The organism is Rhizobium sp. IY2 (assembly GCF_047532935.1).
Lineage (GTDB): Bacteria > Pseudomonadota > Alphaproteobacteria > Rhizobiales > Rhizobiaceae > Rhizobium > Rhizobium anhuiense.
This window is the reverse complement of sequence record NZ_JBLKNU010000010.1, coordinates 1-18,688: the sequence shown is the minus strand read 5'-3', so window position 1 is coordinate 18,688 and position 18,688 is coordinate 1. Positions and strand designations below refer to the sequence as shown.

15 protein-coding genes are annotated in these 18,688 nt (G+C 58.3%); 6 read left to right on the top strand and 9 right to left on the bottom strand.

All coding sequences use genetic code 11. The features are described from left to right. Positions 1-131: 131 nt before the first annotated feature. A complete protein-coding gene (locus ACMUVN_RS25305; protein ID WP_025570053.1) occupies positions 132-884 on the bottom strand; it encodes a Crp/Fnr family transcriptional regulator in 753 nt (250 codons plus the stop codon). A gap of 451 nt (positions 885-1,335) precedes the next feature. Here ACMUVN_RS25305 and ACMUVN_RS25300 point away from each other — a divergent pair, with 451 nt between their 5' ends. Then, a complete protein-coding gene (locus ACMUVN_RS25300) occupies positions 1,336-1,992 on the top strand; it encodes a sugar transferase (protein WP_097631161.1) in 657 nt (218 codons plus the stop codon). Between the two features lie 71 nt (positions 1,993-2,063). Here the strand turns inward: ACMUVN_RS25300 and ACMUVN_RS25295 are convergent, their stop codons facing one another. Continuing rightward, a complete protein-coding gene (locus tag ACMUVN_RS25295; RefSeq protein ID WP_028756340.1) occupies positions 2,064-2,366 on the bottom strand; it encodes a hypothetical protein in 303 nt (100 codons plus the stop codon). Between the two features lie 564 nt (positions 2,367-2,930). Beyond that, positions 2,931-4,040, bottom strand: a complete 1,110-nt coding sequence (locus ACMUVN_RS25290) for an acyltransferase family protein (protein WP_025570058.1) — start codon at positions 4,038-4,040, stop codon at positions 2,931-2,933. A gap of 256 nt (positions 4,041-4,296) precedes the next feature. Between ACMUVN_RS25290 and ACMUVN_RS25285 the strand changes: the two genes are divergently transcribed. The 3 genes from ACMUVN_RS25285 to ACMUVN_RS25275 all read left to right on the top strand — a co-directional run bounded on the left by ACMUVN_RS25285 (position 4,297) and on the right by ACMUVN_RS25275 (position 10,830). Next, the gene (locus ACMUVN_RS25285; protein WP_414815611.1) at positions 4,297-6,615 is read left to right on the top strand and encodes a membrane-bound PQQ-dependent dehydrogenase, glucose/quinate/shikimate family; all 2,319 of its coding nucleotides are present in this window, start codon (positions 4,297-4,299) and stop codon (positions 6,613-6,615) included. 93 nt (positions 6,616-6,708) lie between these two features. Continuing rightward, positions 6,709-8,493, top strand: coding sequence for a tetratricopeptide repeat protein (locus ACMUVN_RS25280; RefSeq protein ID WP_414815610.1), 1,785 nt, complete (start codon positions 6,709-6,711; stop codon positions 8,491-8,493). A gap of 165 nt (positions 8,494-8,658) precedes the next feature. After that, positions 8,659-10,830, top strand: coding sequence for an adenylate/guanylate cyclase domain-containing protein (locus tag ACMUVN_RS25275; RefSeq protein ID WP_414815609.1), 2,172 nt, complete (start codon positions 8,659-8,661; stop codon positions 10,828-10,830). A 17-nt stretch (positions 10,831-10,847) separates the two neighbouring features. Here the strand turns inward: ACMUVN_RS25275 and ACMUVN_RS25270 are convergent, their stop codons facing one another. The 5 genes from ACMUVN_RS25270 to ACMUVN_RS25250 all read right to left on the bottom strand — a co-directional run bounded on the left by ACMUVN_RS25270 (position 10,848) and on the right by ACMUVN_RS25250 (position 15,086). Continuing rightward, positions 10,848-11,354 carry a YHS domain-containing (seleno)protein gene (locus tag ACMUVN_RS25270; protein WP_088930330.1) on the bottom strand — a complete coding sequence of 169 codons (507 nt, stop codon included), beginning with the start codon at positions 11,352-11,354 and terminating at the stop codon, positions 10,848-10,850. A 13-nt stretch (positions 11,355-11,367) separates the two neighbouring features. Then, on the bottom strand, positions 11,368-11,961 hold the full coding sequence (locus ACMUVN_RS25265; protein WP_127431339.1) for an ankyrin repeat domain-containing protein: 594 nt from the start codon (positions 11,959-11,961) through the stop codon (positions 11,368-11,370). Positions 11,962-12,094: 133 nt separating this feature from the next. Beyond that, a complete protein-coding gene (locus tag ACMUVN_RS25260; RefSeq protein WP_025570473.1) occupies positions 12,095-12,874 on the bottom strand; it encodes a FadR/GntR family transcriptional regulator in 780 nt (259 codons plus the stop codon). Positions 12,875-13,070: 196 nt separating this feature from the next. After that, positions 13,071-14,057, bottom strand: coding sequence for a substrate-binding domain-containing protein (locus tag ACMUVN_RS25255; RefSeq protein WP_063474355.1), 987 nt, complete (start codon positions 14,055-14,057; stop codon positions 13,071-13,073). Between the two features lie 48 nt (positions 14,058-14,105). Beyond that, positions 14,106-15,086, bottom strand: a complete 981-nt coding sequence (locus tag ACMUVN_RS25250) for an NAD-dependent epimerase/dehydratase family protein (RefSeq protein ID WP_414815608.1) — start codon at positions 15,084-15,086, stop codon at positions 14,106-14,108. A 243-nt stretch (positions 15,087-15,329) separates the two neighbouring features. Between ACMUVN_RS25250 and ACMUVN_RS25245 the strand changes: the two genes are divergently transcribed. Next, a complete protein-coding gene (locus tag ACMUVN_RS25245; RefSeq protein ID WP_025570478.1) occupies positions 15,330-16,070 on the top strand; it encodes an ATP-binding cassette domain-containing protein in 741 nt (246 codons plus the stop codon). Between the two features lie 40 nt (positions 16,071-16,110). Then, positions 16,111-17,109 (top strand): ABC transporter permease, encoded by a 999-nt coding sequence (locus tag ACMUVN_RS25240; RefSeq protein ID WP_025570480.1) that lies wholly within the window; start codon positions 16,111-16,113, stop codon positions 17,107-17,109. Positions 17,110-17,268: 159 nt separating this feature from the next. Here ACMUVN_RS25240 and ACMUVN_RS25235 read toward each other — a convergent pair whose 3' ends face one another. Then, entirely contained in the window at positions 17,269-18,321 is a 1,053-nt protein-coding gene (locus tag ACMUVN_RS25235; RefSeq protein WP_063474352.1) for a DUF808 domain-containing protein, read from the bottom strand. Positions 18,322-18,688 lie beyond the last annotated feature (367 nt).

Below are 18,688 nucleotides of genomic sequence, written 5' to 3'. Positions count from 1 at the left end.
CCGCCAGGCCGATCTTTCGGCCCTGCTTGCTCCGATTTATCAACGCCCACCGCATCAAACACAGAACCCGCCGGTGGCGGGTTCTGTCGAGGCTTTCTGCTGCTCCGTTTTTTGTTTATCGCGGCGGTGCCTCAAGCGAGAGACACTGCCCCCTCGGCATAAGCCTCAAGCGCCTTCCGATTGAGAATGCGGATTTTGCCCTGTGTCCCGTCAACCACCTTGCTCTCGCGCAAACGGCGCAGACATTGGTTGACCTTCTCACGCGACGCCGGCAGCGTCGCGGCCAGGTCGTGTTGGGAGATAATGAGCTCATTGCCGCTATTCTGCGTATCGACGTTGTACAAGGCAGAAAGACGCAGCAGCGTCCGGGCCAGTCTCTGCCTTAAACTCGACCCGGCGTTGGAAATAATCCGCAGTTCGAGTTCTGAAACACGCGCCAGTGCCTTCGACAGGATCTTCACCTGAAATTGCGGATCATTCGCACACCAGTCCCGCAGCAAGCGGCCGTCGAAGTAATGCAGTTCGCAGTCCGCCGTGGCCCGATATTCCAGGCTGAGAGACTGTTTGCGCAACACCTCCAATTCGCCGATCAAGCCGCCTTTCGGAATGATTTCCACGATGAACTCGCGTCCATCGGCAAGCGGGGTGCTTGCACTCACCATTCCGCGCTGCACGCGGGCAAACATGTCGATGACGACACCGGCGCCGGCAATAACCTCACCGCGACGAAATTTTCGAACACTTGAGCGGCAAAACGGAAACTCGTGATCCAAATCCGGCCGGCCGCCGTAAACAATACCTACAGGACCGCAAGTAACCGTTTCGCTTATTCGCGCCGCGCCTCCTTCAATCCTGCTGTCTTTGATGCTAATCGCACCGTCCATACGCGCAACTCCAAGCAGACTAATTGATTTATTGTCGTCAACGACATTCGTAATGCGTTAAGTTAGAAAGTCAAATAATAATAATATAAAATTTACGTTCTAAAACTATACATAATTCTGACGAATCCTCACATTTATATATCATAAAATCCATATTTAATTCTGTCAAAAGCACACTTTTGAAGCTGTTGGATAATTTTTATACAATTCGAAACAATTGCGCGCCGTTAGAATAGGCCAACAATATAATAATAATATTTTTACCTGGAATAAATATTTACAACATCACAGATGTATATTTTTCCAAAAAAATACTTCTTTAACTATTCACAAGAAATTCTTCACATGATAAAGAATTTATCCACGGTTATGACTTCGGTCACAGACACCAAACTTGCACTCAAACAAGCTTTTGACTGTGATTTCTGGGATTCGCCTAACGGAGACACGGATGGCGGGAAAAAATCATGGGCGCAACCCAACCGAACCTTGGCGGGATTTCGCCAGGGCGCGGCAGGAAAGGCGTCCATTCAATTCGTCACAATCCCATACGATCAGCAGACTTCTGAAACGCGCATTGGACATCATCATTGCGACAGGTCTCTTATTCCTTTTGTCACCGTTTCTTCTGTCCGTAGCAGCCATCATAACGCTAAGTGATTGGGGACCCATTTTCAATTCCCATCCGCGGATCGGTTATAAGGGAAAAGAGTTTGGCTGCCTCGAGTTTCGCACGACACGCGCCGACGCAACGGCCAAGGCACATGTCACTGTCGTCGGCGCTATCGTCAGACGATCGAGCCTCGACAAGCTCCCGCAATTGATCAACGTGTTGCTGGGTCAAATGAGCCTCGTCGGGCCCCACGCCATTACCAAGGAAGAGCTGCCGCGTTACGGCGAACATGCCTCTGCCTATATGGCCGTCCGTCCCGGCTTGATCGGCCACTGGCAGATCAACGGACGCAACGACGCCAGCCATCAGAACAGAGTTTCCCTCGACGTCGAGTATTTGTCCAAATGGACGCTCGCGCTGGATTTCGTGATCATCGCAAAAACACTCTCGGCCCTGCTTTCCCGGCACGCCTTACTGCCCAGGGTGGACTCCTAAGCAATTCCAGCAAAAGTGCTCAGCGGGTTTGCGTCCATAGCACAGCCGAGCTTCCTGCCGCCTCGGTCATGTCACCATCCATGAGGACGCTTGCCGGTCGCATGGGAGCGGTCGGCGATGGAGGTCTTTTTCCGGCGCTTCTGAATGTGCCCCCCCAACGAGAAAGCGAAGAGACCCGCAAGATAGCATATCTCCATCAATACAAGCACTTGGAGGCCGGAAGCGATTGCCTCCGTCAAGGAGGAACCTTTTAGCAGGATCACGACGCTCAAAGCCGCGACCAGCAGAAATGCAAAGAATGCGAAGGCCCAGGCGCGAATGGTCGCTCCGGCGGCGAAGGAGACGGCAATCACGATGAGCGTGCTCTTCAGCATTATTCTGCTCCTCTCTTCACCTTCTTCAAGCCACCGTCAGCCCCTCAATGACATGACAAAACCCAAAGTCGAAACGAAGTTCGATCAAAGTATTTTATCTATTACCGTTAAAATATTGCTAATAGCCGCCCAACAGATCGATTGAACAACGCTGGAGAATATTCAACTATTCATCCAGAAGGGCCGATCACTCCCCAAAAAACCAAGAAACCATCGGATACGATAGCTGGAAAAGTTGGGCAGCTGGATGATTAATACAGTCATAGATCTAACCACGACGTTACCTCGTCCAACCGAAAAGATCAGTCTGAACATAGGCTTACGCATGAGCGGATATGCGCGCCAAATCCGGGCCGCGTTTATCGGTGTAGGTACGTCGACATGGCAGTGATCGTGCAGCAAGCCTGCTGCAAACCAGGCCCTTGCAAACGGCCCGGATTTTCGTCTGTGGCGCTCAGCCAGCATCAAAGAAACAAGGCTCGCGGTGATGGCGAGCCCTATTGAGTTGTTTTCTGGATTGAGCCTGTTCCGGAATTGCCCGCCTCCAAGCCGGCATCCAGAACTCTATTTCGAGACCGCCCCGGCCAATTGTCGTTTCGTGCCGCGCTGGAGCCTGAGATTTTCAAGCCAGGTGACTTGTTTCCTCAATTTCAACGCCGGCTTTTCGATGAATCTCCACGAGAAAGCGGCAAAGCAGGTGGCAATGATGCTGCAGACGATGCCGTTCAGCCACCAGTTATGCGCCCAGGGCCCGAGCGCGACGAAGGCCTGCTGGATCGGGTAGCCGTAGAGGAAGACGCCATAGGAATAGTCGGCCCCGCGCAGAACACCAAGCTTTCGGGGCGAGGTCAGACCGAGGAAAACCGTGACATATCCGATTGCCGGGATGGCAATGAAGTCTCCGAAAGAGGTGAACCAGTAGGCCCACAGGATGACTGCCACGGAGGCGAGGAAAATCCGGATATCCCAGCGAACCCTGTCCTTGTAGAGATAGAAGGTCACCCCCACCAGAAATGCACAAATAAGCAGATTGCCCGATGCGGTCGTGGGCATGGTGGCCCAGTCGCTTTCATGCTTCCAATATCTTGCGATACCAAAGGCTATGATCAAGGCCGGCGTTGCGATCAGGGCGATCACGCGCCGCCTGACCACGCCGAGCAGAAACAGGGCGGCGATCGCAGCATAACACTCAAGCTCGAAGGGCACCGTCCAGAGTTGCCCGTTCACCATCGCAGCATCAGGATTGTCCAGGAATACGCCGGGAAGATTGAAGTGAATGTGCCCGGTGACATTCAGCAGATAAGTAAAGAACTGAGGATCGGTGAAATAGTCACGCAGGTCATACTCCGTATAGATCGCTCCGAGTATAAAGGCAGCCAGCAACACCTCTACCGCAAGAGCAGGGTAGATCCGGATAAACCGATTCCCGAGAAAGGAGATCAATGTCTTCGATCGTTCAAGACTGCCAGCCACCAGGAACCCGCTCAGGACAAAGAACATGGGCAGCACTGACTTGATGACGGGACGGAAGGGTGACTCCCAAAGAAAGAGGTCATCGCCGTACGTGACGCGGGCCGTATGTATCCAAAGCACTGAAAAGGCTAACAGTAATCGCATATAATCGAATCCTGTCGGTCGCCCGTTCGCTAGATCAAGCTTTTCGCCGAGAAACATCTGTGCCCCTTTCAGAAGTATTGACTCGATTTGGAATGGCAAGCCGTTGCCGCAGGAGCGGCGGCGGCATCATTGCCGGATCGGGGCGGCGTGTCAGTGACCACAGCTACATCAAGTAAAAATTGAACGAGAGAGCACCGCTCTCCCGAAGATACGTATCCGACCGCCAATCCAATGGCCCCGCGCTTCCCGGGGCGCCATGCGACGGTCGGAGTGGGGATCCAGGCGATCGGGCAGCAGATTGGATGAGGAGACTATGAAATTTCTAGCCACCCTGTTCTGTATTGTTCTCGCCCTGATCGGATTGGGGCTGATAGGAGGCGGCGCCTTGCTGCTCAGCCTCGGCGGCTCGCCCTATTATGCGATCGTAGGGCTTGCCTATCTGGTTGCCGCGTTTCTGCTCTGGCGCCGCAAGACGTCCGGCGGCCTCATCGTCCTGCTTGTTGCCATCTTCAGTCTTCCCTGGGCGCTATGGGAATCGGGTCTCAATTTTTGGGCACTTTTTGCGCGCTTGATGTCTCCGATCGCGCTGGCGGGTTTTGCGCTTCTCTTTGCGCCATCGCTCTCGCCGACCGCCAACCGGAAGCTCTACCATGGCGGCGCCCTGGTCACGGCGATCCTGTTCGTTGCCGGTTTTAGCCTTGCTTTCACGCCGCATGGCGTCATCCGCCCTTCCGCCGACATCACCGCCTACAAGGCGACCAAGGGCGACAATTCTCCCTCCGATTGGACCTCCTATGGCCGCACCACGGCGGGAGATCGTTACTCGCCCTTCGATCAGATCAACCGCGGCAATGTCTCCAAGCTCGATCTTGCCTGGACATATCGCACCGGAAAAAGCGACGGCGCCGATCAGAACACGCCTCTGCAGATCGGCGACACGGTCTACACCTGCACGCCGACGGATGTGATCGCAGCGCTCGATGCCGATACCGGCAAACCGCGCTGGACCTTCGATCCCAAGGCGACCGCGCCTTACTGGCAGCGCTGCCGTGGTCTCGGTTACTATAAGATGCCGCAGGACGCGCAATCCGCCGACGGTCTTTGCAACGAGCGCCTGGTGCAGACAACGATTGATGCCCGTCTGCTGGAGATCGACAGCAAGACCGGCGCCCCCTGCACGGGCTTCGGAGACAATGGCACCGTGCAGCTCTCCCAGGGCATGGGCGAAGTCAAGACAGGCTATTACTTCCAGACATCGGCGCCGCTGATTGCCCGCAATCTGATCGTCGTCGGGGGCTGGGTCACCGACAATCAGGAGGTCGGCGAACCCTCGGGCGTCATCCGCGCATTCAACGTTGTCACCGGCGAGCTCGAATGGGCATGGGATCTCGGCAATCCTGAGATCACCAAACTCCCACCGGAGGGCCAGACCTATACGCGGGCCACACCCAATATGTGGACGACGGCCGCATTCGACGACAAGCTCGGTCTCATCTATGCGCCGCTCGGCAATACCACCCCGGATTATTACGGCGTCAATCGTCCGGCCTTCGCCGACCAATACAACGCGACATTGGTGGCGCTCGATGTGACGACCGGGCGGGAGAAATGGAAGTTTCAGACTGTGCATCACGACATCTGGGACTATGACCTGCCGGCCCAACCGGTCCTGATCGACTTGCCTGACGGCAACGGCGCCACCGTGCCCGCTCTCCTGCAGACCACCAAACGTGGGCAGCTTTTCCTGCTCAACCGTCAGACCGGCCTGCCCCTTGCCGAAGTCCAGGAGAAGCCGGTGCCGCAGCAAGGCGGCGCGCCGGAAGAGAAACTGTCTCCGACGCAGCCCTATTCTGTCGGCATGCCGACCATTGGCGCGGAACGCGTGAGCGAGCAGACGGCCTGGGGCCTGACGATGTTCGATCAGCTGGCATGCCGCATCGCCTTCCGAAAGATGCGCTACGATGGCGATTTCACCCCGATCGGTACCCAATATGCGATCCAGCAGCCGGGAAATCTGGGTGGCCTCAATTGGGGAAGCGTATCGGTCGATCTGCCCAACAACCGCGCCTTCATGAACGATATCCGCGTGCCGAGCCTCTTCGCGCTCATCCCGCGCGCGGAGTATGTCGATTTTGCCCTCACCACGACCGCGCACGGCCCCTCCGCCCCGCAGCGCGGTACGCCCTATGGCATGGCCACCGAAATGTGGACCTCGAGGCTCCGCGTTCCCTGCACGCAGCCGCCCTTCGGCACCGTCACGGCGGTGGATCTGAGTACCCGCAAGATCGCCTGGCAGGTTCCGGCGGGGACCGCCGAGGAACTCGGGCCGTTCAAGATCAAAACCCGTTTGCCTATGCCGATGGGCTTGCCGAGCTATGCCGGCACTTCGGTGACCGCCGGCGGTGTCGTTTTCTTCGCCGGCTTCCAGGACTATTATATCCGCGCCTATGATGCCGAGAACGGTACCGAGCTTTGGAAATATCCCCTGCCGGTCGGCTCGAGCGCGACGCCCATGACCTATGTTTCGCCGAAAACAGGCAAGCAATATGTCCTGATATCGGTCGGCGGTGCACCATATTCGAAGGACGCCGGCGACTACGTCCTTGCCTTCTCTCTGAAAAACGGAGACTAGCCGGGCCGCCTCTCAGCGAAAGCAATCGGGATTTGGCGACGTCGCCGGTCACACTGTGTTATTTTGGTCCGACGAGGAACTGAGGCTACGAGCGTGACGCGAAAACTGGCGGCGATCCTGGTCGCGGATGTGGTCGGCTACAGCCGTCTCGCCGGTGCGGACGAGGATCGCATTCTGGCGCGGCTGAGAACTCTGCGCAGCGATCTGGTCGATCCAACCATCGCCGTGCACAATGGCCGTGTGGTCAAGCGTACCGGGGATGGAAGCCTGATTGAGTTTCGCAGCGTCGTGGACGCCGTGCGCTGCGCGATCGAAGTGCAGACCGCCATGGTCGAGCGCAATATCGGCGTGTCGCCCGAGCATCGCATCGAGTTCCGGGTCGGGATCCACCTGGGGGATGTGGTCGAGGAAAGCGATGGCGACTTGATGGGCGACGGCGTCAATATCGCCGCGCGGCTGGAGGGAATTGCCAAGCCCGGCGCCATCTGTCTTTCCGAGGATGCCTACCGCCAGGTGAAAGCGCGGCTTGATCTTGCCGTGACCGATCTCGGTCAGATCCAGCTGAAGAATATCGCTGAGCCGATGCAGGTCTATTCTCTCCAAGTCGGACCGCTGTCGAACACGGCACGACAAGTCCAGCCGGCAATGAAAATGCCTCCGGCTACGGCCGTTTCCGATAAGCCCTCCATCGCCGTATTGGCGTTCAACAACATGAGCGGCGACGCCGAGCAGGAATATTTCTCCGACGGCATCAGCGAGGACATCATTACCGACCTTTCGAAGCTGTCAGAATTGCACGTGATCGCCCGCAACTCTTCCTTCGTCTACAAGAACGTCACAGCCTCCGTGCCTGAGATGGCCAGGGCGCTCGGCGTCCGCTATGTCCTGGAAGGCAGCGTGCGCAAGGCTGGCAACCGCGTGCGTGTCACTGCCCAATTGATCGACGCCAGCAATGGCGGGCATATCTGGGCCAGCCGTTTCGACCGCGAGCTTACGGATATTTTTGCGGTTCAGGATGAGCTCACCCAGGAGATCGTGGCGGCGCTGAAGCTGAACCTCACGCATGGCGACCAGGATCGGTTAGTCCAAGGACGCGCAGTCGATATCGGCGCATATGAGCTCCTATTGCGCGGCCGCGAGCAGGCGTCGGCCCACACCCGAACCGGAAATATAGCCGCCCGCAGCCTGGCGGCCGACGCCCTCGCTATCGATCCGGATTATGCGGCCGCCCAGGCACTGATTTCCTTCACGCATGTGCTCGACTACATCAACGCGTGGAGCAACGATCCGGAGGCTTCGCTGCGGATCGGACTGGATCTCGCGCAGCAGGCAGTCGAGATGGCCGAGGAACAGCCGAATGGCCACTTCGCGCTGGGCATGGCTTGCATGTGGAACCGGGAACTGGACCGGGCGCGCGCAGAAGTGTTGCAGGGCCTCACGCTTTCTCCCAACTCCGCCGACCTCCTGATGCTGATGGCCCATATCCAGATATTTTCCGGCGATCCCACAGGCGCTCTCGAGACACTGAATGAATCGATGCGGCTCGACCCGCACCATCCGGAAGTTCTTTTCCAATTTCTCGCCGATGCGCACTTTTCTCTCGGCGAATATGAGCAGGCGATTGCCGCGATCGAGCAGCGGCTCCAGCAAAACGCCCAATCTGAAACGGCCTATGCCCTGCTCGCGTCATGTTACGGCCACCTCGGCCGGCCGGAAGAGAGCAGACAGGCCTGGGAAAAAGCGCTCCAGATCAATCCCAATTTCTCCGTCGAGCGCCGCCGCCGCGTCCTTCCATTCCGAAACCCCGAGGACTTTAGCCGCCGTGTTGAAGGCCTCCGCAAGGCGGGCCTGGTGGTCCCGGATACTGGCCAAAGCTGACAGGAACTGCGGCTCGGACCGATGTCCCGGCAACTCATTTCACGCAGATGGTTTCGCGAGGCATGTCGCCGGCAAGCTTGATGCACTTTGGGCGACTGTCATGGCAACGGCTCGGCACCTGCTGTAAGATATCGGTCGGGGATCTGACACCCAGGAAGAGCTGGTATGGAGCGCCGTCTTGCAGCAGTCCTGATTGCAGATGTGGTCGGTTACAGCCGTCTGAGCGAAATCGACGAAGAGGGAACGCGTATCCGCTTCCACTCCGACCTCCACGAACTCTTCGAACCGAAGATCGCCACGCATCACGGCCGCCTGATCAAGACCATGGGCGACGGAATCCTGGTTGAGTTCCAAAGCGTGGTGGATGCCTTGCGCTGCGCCGTCAAGATCCAGCAACAAAAGGCGGAACGCAATGCAGCCCTGCGGCCCGAGCAGCGGATGCTTTTCCGCATCGGCGTCAATCTCGGCGATGTCATCGTCGAAGGAGAGGACATTCACGGAGACGGCGTCAACATAGCCGCACGGCTGGAGAGTCTTGCTCAGCCCGGCGGAATTTGCATATCCGGCACCGCATTCGATCACACCGTACACAAGGCTGATGTCGGCTTCTCCGCTCTCGGAGAGCAGCAACTGAAGAACATAGCCGATCCGGTTCGCGTCTATCGTGTCCTGTTAGATCCCGCTGAGGCAGGCAAGGTCGTCGCCTCCCCTCGGCCGCGCCGCCGTGCGATTATCCTGGCGACGCTTGCAGCGCTGCTGATCGCGACCGCTGCGATTGTCGTCGTATGGCAATGGCCGTTCGTGCAGCAACGTCCATCCGTCGCGGTGCTTCCTTTCGCAAATCTGAGCAAAGATCCCGGCCAGGATTATTTCACCGATGGCATGACCGACAGCCTGATTGCCGATCTGGCCATGCTTTCGGACCTTGACGTCATCGGTCATAATTCGGTGTTTGCATACAAAGGCAAGCCCTTGGTCTTGGCCGACATCGAACGCGATCTCGGCGTGCGCTTTGTCGTCGAGGGCAGCGTGCAGCGGATAGGCGACCAAATCCGCGTCAATGCGCAACTGATCGATACCGCAAGCGGCGATCACCTGTGGGCCAACCGGTTTAACCGCGGCGCGGCGGATGTGATGGCTGTGCAAAACGAGCTCAGTCGGCAGATCGCCGGCGCGCTTGGCCTGAAGCTCACCCGATCCGAGGCGGAGCGGATTACCCGTCCGCCGACCGCCAATCTGGAAGCATACGACTACTACCTTCGTGCCGAACAGGCGACGCGGACCGGCCGCCGTTCCCGGCTGCTGGAGGCACTGGCCCTCTTTGACAAAGCAGAAGCGCTCGACCCCGGTTTTGCAGAGGCCTTCGCGGCCGATGCGCGCGCGACAGCTTATGTCTGGCGAAGCGCCTACGACGATGTTCTCCAGAGCGCGCTGGCCCGAAAAAGGGTCTACGAGAAAGCAAGTCGCGCGCTGGCTCTCGACCCGGTTCTTTCATCGCCCTACGCCGTTCTTGCCGTCATGCAGGTCGTGGACCGCCGCTATGAGCAGGCTGTCACCTCGGCGCAGCAGGCAGTGTCGCTCGGGTCTACCGATGCCGAGGCGCATATGGCGTTGGCATATGTTCAATTGTTCTCCGGCAATCATGCCGAAGCCGGCGCGGCCGTCGAGACGGCGCTCAGGCACGATCCGAACCTCTCCGCCATCAACCGATACACGGCCGGCCTGGTCTTTTATTTGCAGCGCGACTACGCAAAGGCCATCGACAATTTCCAACGCGCGCGAGACGGTTCTCCGGGAAATGGCGATTTCGTTACCCCGCTCGCGATGGCCTATGCCCGTGCCGGTCGCCTCGATGACGCCCGTGCGACAGTCACCGAAGGACTTCGCTTTGTGGCAGGGCGCGATTCCCTGGCGGGCTGGCGTATCAGCAACGCCCACTTCCGCAACGAGCAGGATTTGGCCTTTATCCTCGATGCTCTGCGCGAGGCCGGTCTGCCGGAATGGCCGTTTGCTTTCAAGGGCGACGAGCAGGACCGGCTGCACGACGACGAAATCACAAGCGCCGTCATGGGCAAACTCCTGCGGGGCAAGACTGAGCCCTCAGGAAGCCCTGCACTCATGCAAATCGAACGCGATGGAAAGGCTGCATTCCGCTCGGCGACGCAGATGATCACCGAGACGGTTTTCGTCCATGGCGACATGCTCTGCGAGCAGAGCGAAAATGCATTCGGACGAGCCGATTGCGGCCCGGTCTACAGATCTGCAAACTCGCCTGCTGAAACCGGCTATGCTTACGTGAACTCCACCAAGGTCTTCTATTTTTCGCCCGTCAAATAGCCGCACTCCACCCGCGGTCAGTGATACTGATCCCGTTCGAGATCGGCTGCGACCTTCGGCCAGTTGCTGTCGGCTTTCGGGACTGCTTCAGCCACATGCGCGGCAAACCCCTCCGCCGATCCTTTGTCGTAGATCAGGTAAAGCTTGCCGTCGATGATCTTGAACGCCTCTGGATCGACATTTACCGTGACCGACCCGAGAGCCACCTCGCCCGCGCAGTAACCGCCATACTGAGGCGCATATTTGATCGGCTCGCTGATGAACATTTCGCGGTGTTTGGCATTGGCGAAAAGCCAAGGCGTCCCCAGCCATTCGTGGGAGAATTCCTCGGAGCCTTTCACGGCTTTGCCTTCGGTGAAATAGGCGACAGGATCGTATCCCATGATTGCCACGCCGCCGAAGTACCCCGTATTGACCGAGTCGTCGGCAAAAGCCTGCGATCCACCGGCGGCTGCCAAAGCCAGAAGGAACACCGCCACAGAGCGACCAATTCCTCGCGCACCGCTTCTGGTCCCTGCACACATCTGCGCCTCCTATTCAATCGTGGATTTCAATGCACTTGGCGTAACCTTCTTCGCCGAGGCGGCTGGCCGGTGGGCACGACGCGCCGTGCCGTTTGAACAATCGCACGATGTCCATGTTGCCCTTCCAGACCGCACGCGTGATCGGCGTGTAGCCGTGAACCTCTGCATGACCGACGTCAGCCCCCTCAGCGAGAAGAAACGCGGCGAGAGCGACGTGGTTTTCCTCACCGGCGACCATCAGCGGCGTTACACCCGCTTTGTTGGCCGCATCGTCGAGCGTCGCCCCGTGGTGAAGCAGCAGCTTGCTGATCGGCAAGCTGCCGGAAAAGGCCGCGGCATGAAGCGGCGTAAAGCCGCCCGAATTCCGAGCCATGACGTCAGCACCTTTGCCGATGAGCAATTCGGCGATGGCGAGCTGGTCTCCGAGCGCGGCGTTGATGAGAGGCGTCGCCAGATCGCGTGCCCGGCTGTTGACATCCGTACCCGCAGCCAAAACCTGTTCGACGGCGGCGGTGTTTCCGGTTGCGACTGCATCGAACAAGGGGCTCCCCGCAGCGGCCATTGTCGCTGTGAAAATCAACCCCACCGATGCAAGCAACCCGCGCATGGTTCAGCCCCCGAAGGTAGCCTGAGAAAATAGCACAAGCCGCAGGTTTTGGGTAGGCACCAAGCACCGTAGGAGCTTGAACGGCTCTGCATCAGGTTGCCGGCAAGGCGTCAGCCGGGCAGGATGCACACCTCTATCGCGACCAACGTGCTATGATCTGGTCGGTATTTGCCAGCGCCTTGCGAACGGCGTTGCGCGCCATGTTCGGTCGCTGCAATCGGATGTTTTTTTCAATATTTTCATGAAGCTTCAGTGCATAGCGCAAATTGTCTTCCTCTCGCGTGACGTGGGCGAAGAGGTGGTTCAACGCCGATTCGATCAGTACGCCGAGCGGCACCAGCAGATCATTTCCGGAGGCGCGTAGGATCGCGATATGAAATCGCGCATCGGATTCCGTTCGCTGCTGAAGCGATGTCGCCTGATCCATGTCATGCAAGGCCTGACTGATCGCATTCATTTGCTCCTCGGTTCGCCGCTCCGCAGCCAGTGCCGTCGCTTCCGGCTCGATCATATGCCTGAGTTCCTGCACAGCCCTCAGAAAGGCTTCACGATCGGGAGACGCGGCATACCAGCCCAAGACATCTCGATCCAGTAGGTTCCAACGCTCCTTGGGTTCGACCCAGCTGCCGATTTTCGGGCGAGAAGAAAGCAGGCCCTTGGCCATCAACATCTTGATCGCTTCGCGCACCGCCGATCGGCTGACTTCAAAGACTTCAGACCATTTTGCCTCATTTGGCAGGATCGTGCCCGGCGGATAGTCGCCGCGTACGATTCGCAGCCCAATCTCTCCCGCCAAAGACACATGAACGCTCGCCCCCGTCATGCGGGGAGCATTTGGGCGCCTTGTGGCCGAACGGTCAACCGTCACCACTTCGACCGGAGCCGCCGGCTTTCCCGATTTCTTGTCAGGCATTTATTTCTACTGCCTCAGCATCTTTCGATTGTCTGCATGTACTCTCAAAACAATCGTAATAACGAGGAAGTCGCCTGCGATTGACGCCGCCAAAAAGCGCGGAATCCGGGGCGCGTCAAGCCCTGCGGGCCTTTCGATCCGTCTCTCGTGGGGCAGTCGGCGGCACCCTTGAACCGAGTGCCGCCAAACCGCGGACCTACTTTTGAATGCAGGTATCGACTGTATCCTTGGTGCACTCGTCGAGCCCGGTGAAGACCGGATCTTCGACCGGCTTGCCGGCAATCAGATCCATCATCACCGAAGGCGCCTTGTAGCCCATCTCGAACGGCCGCTGGCCGACGAGCGCCGTCACCAGGCCTTCCCTCGCAATGGCAACCTCGTCGCCGATCGTGTCAGCCGCACCAATGACGAAATCGTTGCTGGCGATCTTGTCGGCCATCGGTTTGAACAGGTCGCGATAGGGCTGCGGCGCGCCGAACAATGGCCAGCCACCCATAATGCCGAATGCGTCCAGGTCGGGATTGGCCGCGAGGATATCGGTCATTGCCTGAACACCCTGGGCACCATTGTCATTGGTGAACACCGGGCAGCCGGCGACCTCCGTCCACCCGCCCTCGCCCTTCAGCGCGGTCAAGCCCTTCTCGCCAGTGAGCGTGTCGCGCATACCTTGCGCCCGGCGTAGAATATTGTCTGCTCCCGGATTGCCTTCGATCGTGCAGATCTTGCCGCCCTTCGGCTTAGCCTTCTTGATGTACTCGCCGATGCGTGCGCCCATCAGATAGTTGTCCGTGCCGAGATAGGTCTTGCGCAACGCTGCATCCTCGGCGGCAAGATCGGCATCGAGCGTCATCACCGGAACCGTTGGATTGGCGGTTTTCAGGGTCTGGGCGATGAGCTTTGCATTGGACGGCGAAATTGCGATTGCAGCCGTGTCTGCCTTGCCCAACATATCCTGAACGATCTGCGCTTCGCCGGCCTCATCGGATGTCGATGCCGGACCGGTGTAGAAGCATTCGTATTCCGCAGTCGGGTTCTCCTTGTTCCATTTCTGGCAACCCTGGTTGATTGCTTCGAAGAACGGATTGTCGAGGCCCTTGACGACGATGACCAGTTGCTTCTTCGCCAGGGCCTGCCCGGCGGTCAGTGCTAGAACTGCGGCTGTCAGTAGTAATGCCTTCCTCATAGTTTCCTCCCTTGAAACAGACGGGCACGACATGCCCGCCATACGAAATCAACCCGGATACCAGACGATGCGAGGCTCCTCCTTCGAACGCTCGTATTGCCATGCCGAGTCGATAAGCATTTCGAGATCGTAGTCCGACCGCCAGTCCAGCAGGTATTTCGCCTTGCTGTTGTCCATCCAATTGGAATGGAAGCGGCTTGGTATCTCGACAGAGCCGAGATTGCGCGTGCGCTGGAGGTAGGCGGCGACGTCCGCATAGTCGACAGGGCGATCCATGCAGATATTGAAGAGTTGCCGCTCCGCCCGCGGGTTGTCGATCGCTGCCAATATGGCCGATACGAGGTCATCGACATGCACGAAATTGCGTTTCAGCGGTCGTCCGTCAGCATCAAGGAGCAGTGGCACCGTCCCCAGAGCAGCGTAGCGCCGTGCCGCGTCTTCCGGAACCAGCGTCTTCCAGTCCGGGCCACCAAAGACATCGTCGCCAAAAGACAGCGAATATTTGAAATCGTCCTTTTCCATGATCCAGGGCGCCCGCAGACAACAGCCATTGAGGCCGTACTGAATGCCGAACTGCTCCAGCATCACCTCTTCCAGAACCTTGGAAAGCGCATAGCTTCCCGGATAAGCACGGTGGGGAGTATTCTCGGTGATCGGGCCATTGTGGCGATAGTGGAAATGTCCCACGCCCGCATCACCCCCGATCAGGATGAACTGGCGTGCAGTGACGCTCGTGCGGAACTCTTCGAGCAGCCAAAACAGACCTTTGACCGTGACATCCATGATGTCTTCAGGCGTTTCCTTGCAGGTGGCGAGATGCACGACATGGGTAACGTCGTCGAGCGCCGCTGCCACGATGTCGCGATCGGCGATCGAGCCGCGGATGACTTCGACACGGTCGGACTCATCGCACAGCCGATTATGGCAAAGCGCGCGAATACGGGCCTTGGAAAATCTCGGATCGTCAAGCAGCCCAGCAATGAAGCGCCGCCCGACCTTGCCCGTCGCACCGGTCACAAGGATCAGCATGCTCTCTCTCCCACCGATAGCTAATATTCACGTGCCGCTCTCGTCAAACGATATTTGTCTGACAAAACAGATTTTTGCGATAATAAGGCCAATACACCGGACAATAGTTGACGCTGCGGCAAGGTTTTGCGTAAATGTTTCTGATCGCTTTTCTGGGAGGACATTGGAAAAGCGAAGTCGCTGGAGCCTCGCGCCGAAGACACGCGACGGATAGCCTGCAAGTCTTGGGAGGCCAGAAGGCTGGTGGCGGTTCTTGAGCTCACCAATATTTCCAAACATTTCGGCGCCATCCAGGCTGTCAACGATATTTCGTTTTCGCTTGAAGCGGGGCAGGTTGTCGGCCTGATGGGCGACAACGGCGCCGGCAAGTCGACATTGGTGAAGATGATCGCCGGCAACTTTCGCCCGAGCCACGGAACCATGCGCCTCGACGGCGCCGATCTGGTGCTTCATCGGCCGAAGGAAGCACGCCAGCATGGCATCGAGATCGTTCACCAGGATCTGGCGCTCTGCAACAATCTGACGGCGGCAGCAAACGTGTTTCTCGGACGAGAATTGCGCCGCGGCGTGGGGCCTTTTCGCATCCTCGACTACAAGAGCATGTACAAACGCTCCGGCGAGATATTTCGCGAGCTCAAATCCGAGACGCGGGCGCGCGATCTCGTCAAGCAAATGTCGGGTGGCCAGCGACAGGCGGTGGCGATCGCCCGAACGATGTTGTCGGAAGCGAAAATCGTGTTGATGGACGAGCCGACGGCAGCCATTTCCGTGCGCCAGGTGGCTGAGGTTTTGAACCTGATCCGCCAATTGCGTGACCGGGGCATTGTCGTTGTCCTGATCAGCCACCGCATGCCCGACGTCTTTTCGGTCGCCGACCGCGTGATCGTGATGCGGCGGGGCAGAAAAGTGGCCGACAAGCAGATTGCCGCAAGTTCGCCGGAGGAAGTGACGGGATTGATCACCGGCGCCATCGAACAGGTGTGATCGATGCTATCCGCTGCAATAGGAAAAAAGAAGGTCGACGATGGCGATTACACTTGACCAGACGATCGGACAGAAGCAACGGAGTTGGCTGGCATCGGTCTTCAGCGGCCAGACCTTCTGGGTGCTCATTGCAGTCATTCTCGCCTGCATTTTTCTGTCGATGGCGACGGACTCCTTTGCGACCGCGAAGAACATCTACAACATCACCCGCAACGTCACTTTCGTTGCAATTATCGCGCTTGGTATGACGCTGGTCATCATCACCGGCGGCATCGATTTGTCCGTCGGCTCCGTGCTTTGCCTGTGCAGCATGGTGCTGGCGGTCGTCATGCACGCGGGATACAGCATTGAAGTCGGCATCGCCGCCTCGATCGGTACAGCTCTTTTGGTCGGAGCTTTCAACGGCGTATTGATTGCCTATCTCGGCTTCCCACCTTTCGTCGTCACGCTCGGCATGTTGTCTATTGCACGCAGCCTTGCAATGGTCGCATCCAACAACACCGTCGTTTTCCAGTTCGGGCCTGATCACGACAAGCTGCTGGCGCTGGGTGGCGGCGCTTGGCTTTTCGGCATCGCCAATCCGGTGCTTTACATGGTCGTGCTGGCCCTCATCACCGGTTTCGTGCTGCGCTGGACCAAGTTCGGCCGCTATGTCTTTGCCATCGGCGGCAATGAGCACGCGGCGACACTGACGGGCGTTCCAGTGCCGAGGATCAAGGTTATCGTCTATATGATTTCCGCCCTGTCGGCAGGCGTTGCCGGCATCATTCAAACCGGCTGGCTCGGCGCCGTCACCACAAACATCGGCGCCGGAATGGAACTTCAAGTCATCGCGGCCGCGGTTATCGGCGGCGCCAATCTCGCCGGCGGTGTCGGCACCGCCTTCGGAGCCTTGGTCGGCGCCGCCCTCATCGAGATCATCCGCAACAGTCTCGGCTTGCTCGGCATCAACGCCTTCTGGCAGGGAAGCTTCATCGGCGGAGCAATCGTGCTCGCCGTCCTTTTCGACCGACTTCGCAACTTACGACAGGGCGAGTAGGCAAATTCGGTCTCCGCCCCGCTGGATATGACGCCCTAGAGCGCTTCAGCTTTTCACGGAAACGCAGAACCGCCCTAACTTTTTGTTTTTACACAATTCCCGGCAAAAGCGCCTCGCGCTTTGCCTGGAATTGCATCGAGTGATGCCGTGCATCGTCAATCATTGCTGCCTGTCGGTGGCCGCTATGTTCATTTTTTTCCCATCCGCCAGTGCCTCTTTCCGCCGGCGGCGCGGCAGGAGCGATTTGAGGTACCGCCATAGTGGCGAGATGGCGTAGCCTGCGACCGGAATTGTAATCAGGCCCGCGACAATACCGACGATGCCAGCTCCTGTAGCCTCGACGACCCAGCGCAGCACCGACGCCAGAACGGGAATGGCATGCGCGGTCGCCTCCCCGACATCATGGATGAGATGCGCAAGGCCGCCGAAACCATAGGTTTCGAGGCCGTGAACGATGATGCCGCCGCCGACCCAGATCATGGCCGCCGTTCCGATAATGCCGAGCACTTTCAGAAAATAGGGCATGCCGGTGACAAGCCCTTTTCCGATCGCGCGCAAGAAGGAACCCATCGGAGACGGCGTCTGTACACGCGCCAGCATCAGCCCCAGATCATCAGCCTTCACGATCAACGCCACGCCACCATAGACCATGACCGTTATACCCAGTCCGACGACCGCAAGGATGAAGGCCTGCGTGACTATGCTGCCTGACGGCAACGCACCGAGCGTAATCGCCATGATTTCGGCCGACAGGATGAAATCCGTCTTGATCGCACCCGCAACCTTCTCGTCTTCGAGCGATTGTGCATCGAGGCTCGTAGCCTCGAGTGCCGATTCATGGGTGTGCGCTGCATGCGGTAGCACGAGTGCGTAAACCTTTTCCACGCCCTCATAGCAGAGAAAAAGCCCGCCGATCATGAGCAGCGGTGTGATCGCCTGCGGTGCGACAAGGCTCAGGATAAGCGCCGCGGGAAGCAGGATCAGAAGCTTGTTCTTCAGCGAGCCGAGAGCGATCTTGCCGATGATCGGCAATTCGCGTGCTGCGGAAAATCCGGTGACGTAACGGGGTGTCACAGCCGCATCATCGATGACGACACCTGCCGCTTTCGTGCCGGCCTTGGCTGCCTGGCCGGCAATATCGTCAAGCGAGGCCGCAGCCACCTTGGCCAGTGCAGCGATATCATCAAAAAGGGCAATCAGGCCGACACTCATTCGAGCCTCCGTTGAGAAGACAGACTTAACACAGCGAAAAATGGAAAACCCGTCATCCAACGACTCGAAGCGAGACGTGGCATCCTCCACGCTGGGAAGATGCCACGCACAAATCGTGACGGCAACGGCCGTTATTCGGCCCGCATCGGGTTCGGCCCACTCTGATCCCGCGGAGGACGTGCCTTCCGGTCCCAGTGTCTGTTCCGGCAGTTCGACAACGCACCGGTTCGACGAAGGAGGACTTGCAGATACGCCAAAAGCCCGCACGAGGCGGGCTTTTTGTATCAGCGTGTATGGCGGTCTATGTGGGATTTGGTTGCGGGGGCAGGATTTGAACCTGCGGCCTTCAGGTTATGAGCCTGACGAG

Bases quoted from the DNA above. Each gene is read 5' to 3' on its own strand.
- ACMUVN_RS25265 (WP_127431339.1), bottom strand. From the start codon at position 11,961: ATGCGCGGGTTGCTTGCATCGGTGGGGTTGATTTTCACAGCGACAATG.
- ACMUVN_RS25255 (WP_063474355.1), bottom strand. From the start codon at position 14,057: ATGAGGAAGGCATTACTACTGACAGCCGCAGTTCTAGCACTGACCGCC.
- ACMUVN_RS25240 (WP_025570480.1), top strand. From the start codon at position 16,111: ATGGCGATTACACTTGACCAGACGATCGGACAGAAGCAACGGAGTTGG.
- ACMUVN_RS25270 (WP_088930330.1), bottom strand. From the start codon at position 11,354: ATGTGTGCAGGGACCAGAAGCGGTGCGCGAGGAATTGGTCGCTCTGTG.
- ACMUVN_RS25285 (WP_414815611.1), top strand. From the start codon at position 4,297: ATGAAATTTCTAGCCACCCTGTTCTGTATTGTTCTCGCCCTGATCGGA.
- ACMUVN_RS25305 (WP_025570053.1), bottom strand. From the start codon at position 884: ATGGACGGTGCGATTAGCATCAAAGACAGCAGGATTGAAGGAGGCGCG.
- ACMUVN_RS25260 (WP_025570473.1), bottom strand. From the start codon at position 12,874: ATGCCTGACAAGAAATCGGGAAAGCCGGCGGCTCCGGTCGAAGTGGTG.
- ACMUVN_RS25290 (WP_025570058.1), bottom strand. From the start codon at position 4,040: ATGTTTCTCGGCGAAAAGCTTGATCTAGCGAACGGGCGACCGACAGGA.
- ACMUVN_RS25275 (WP_414815609.1), top strand. From the start codon at position 8,659: ATGGAGCGCCGTCTTGCAGCAGTCCTGATTGCAGATGTGGTCGGTTAC.
- ACMUVN_RS25250 (WP_414815608.1), bottom strand. From the start codon at position 15,086: ATGCTGATCCTTGTGACCGGTGCGACGGGCAAGGTCGGGCGGCGCTTC.
- ACMUVN_RS25235 (WP_063474352.1), bottom strand. From the start codon at position 18,321: ATGAGTGTCGGCCTGATTGCCCTTTTTGATGATATCGCTGCACTGGCC.
- ACMUVN_RS25295 (WP_028756340.1), bottom strand. From the start codon at position 2,366: ATGCTGAAGAGCACGCTCATCGTGATTGCCGTCTCCTTCGCCGCCGGA.
- ACMUVN_RS25300 (WP_097631161.1), top strand. From the start codon at position 1,336: ATGGCGGGAAAAAATCATGGGCGCAACCCAACCGAACCTTGGCGGGAT.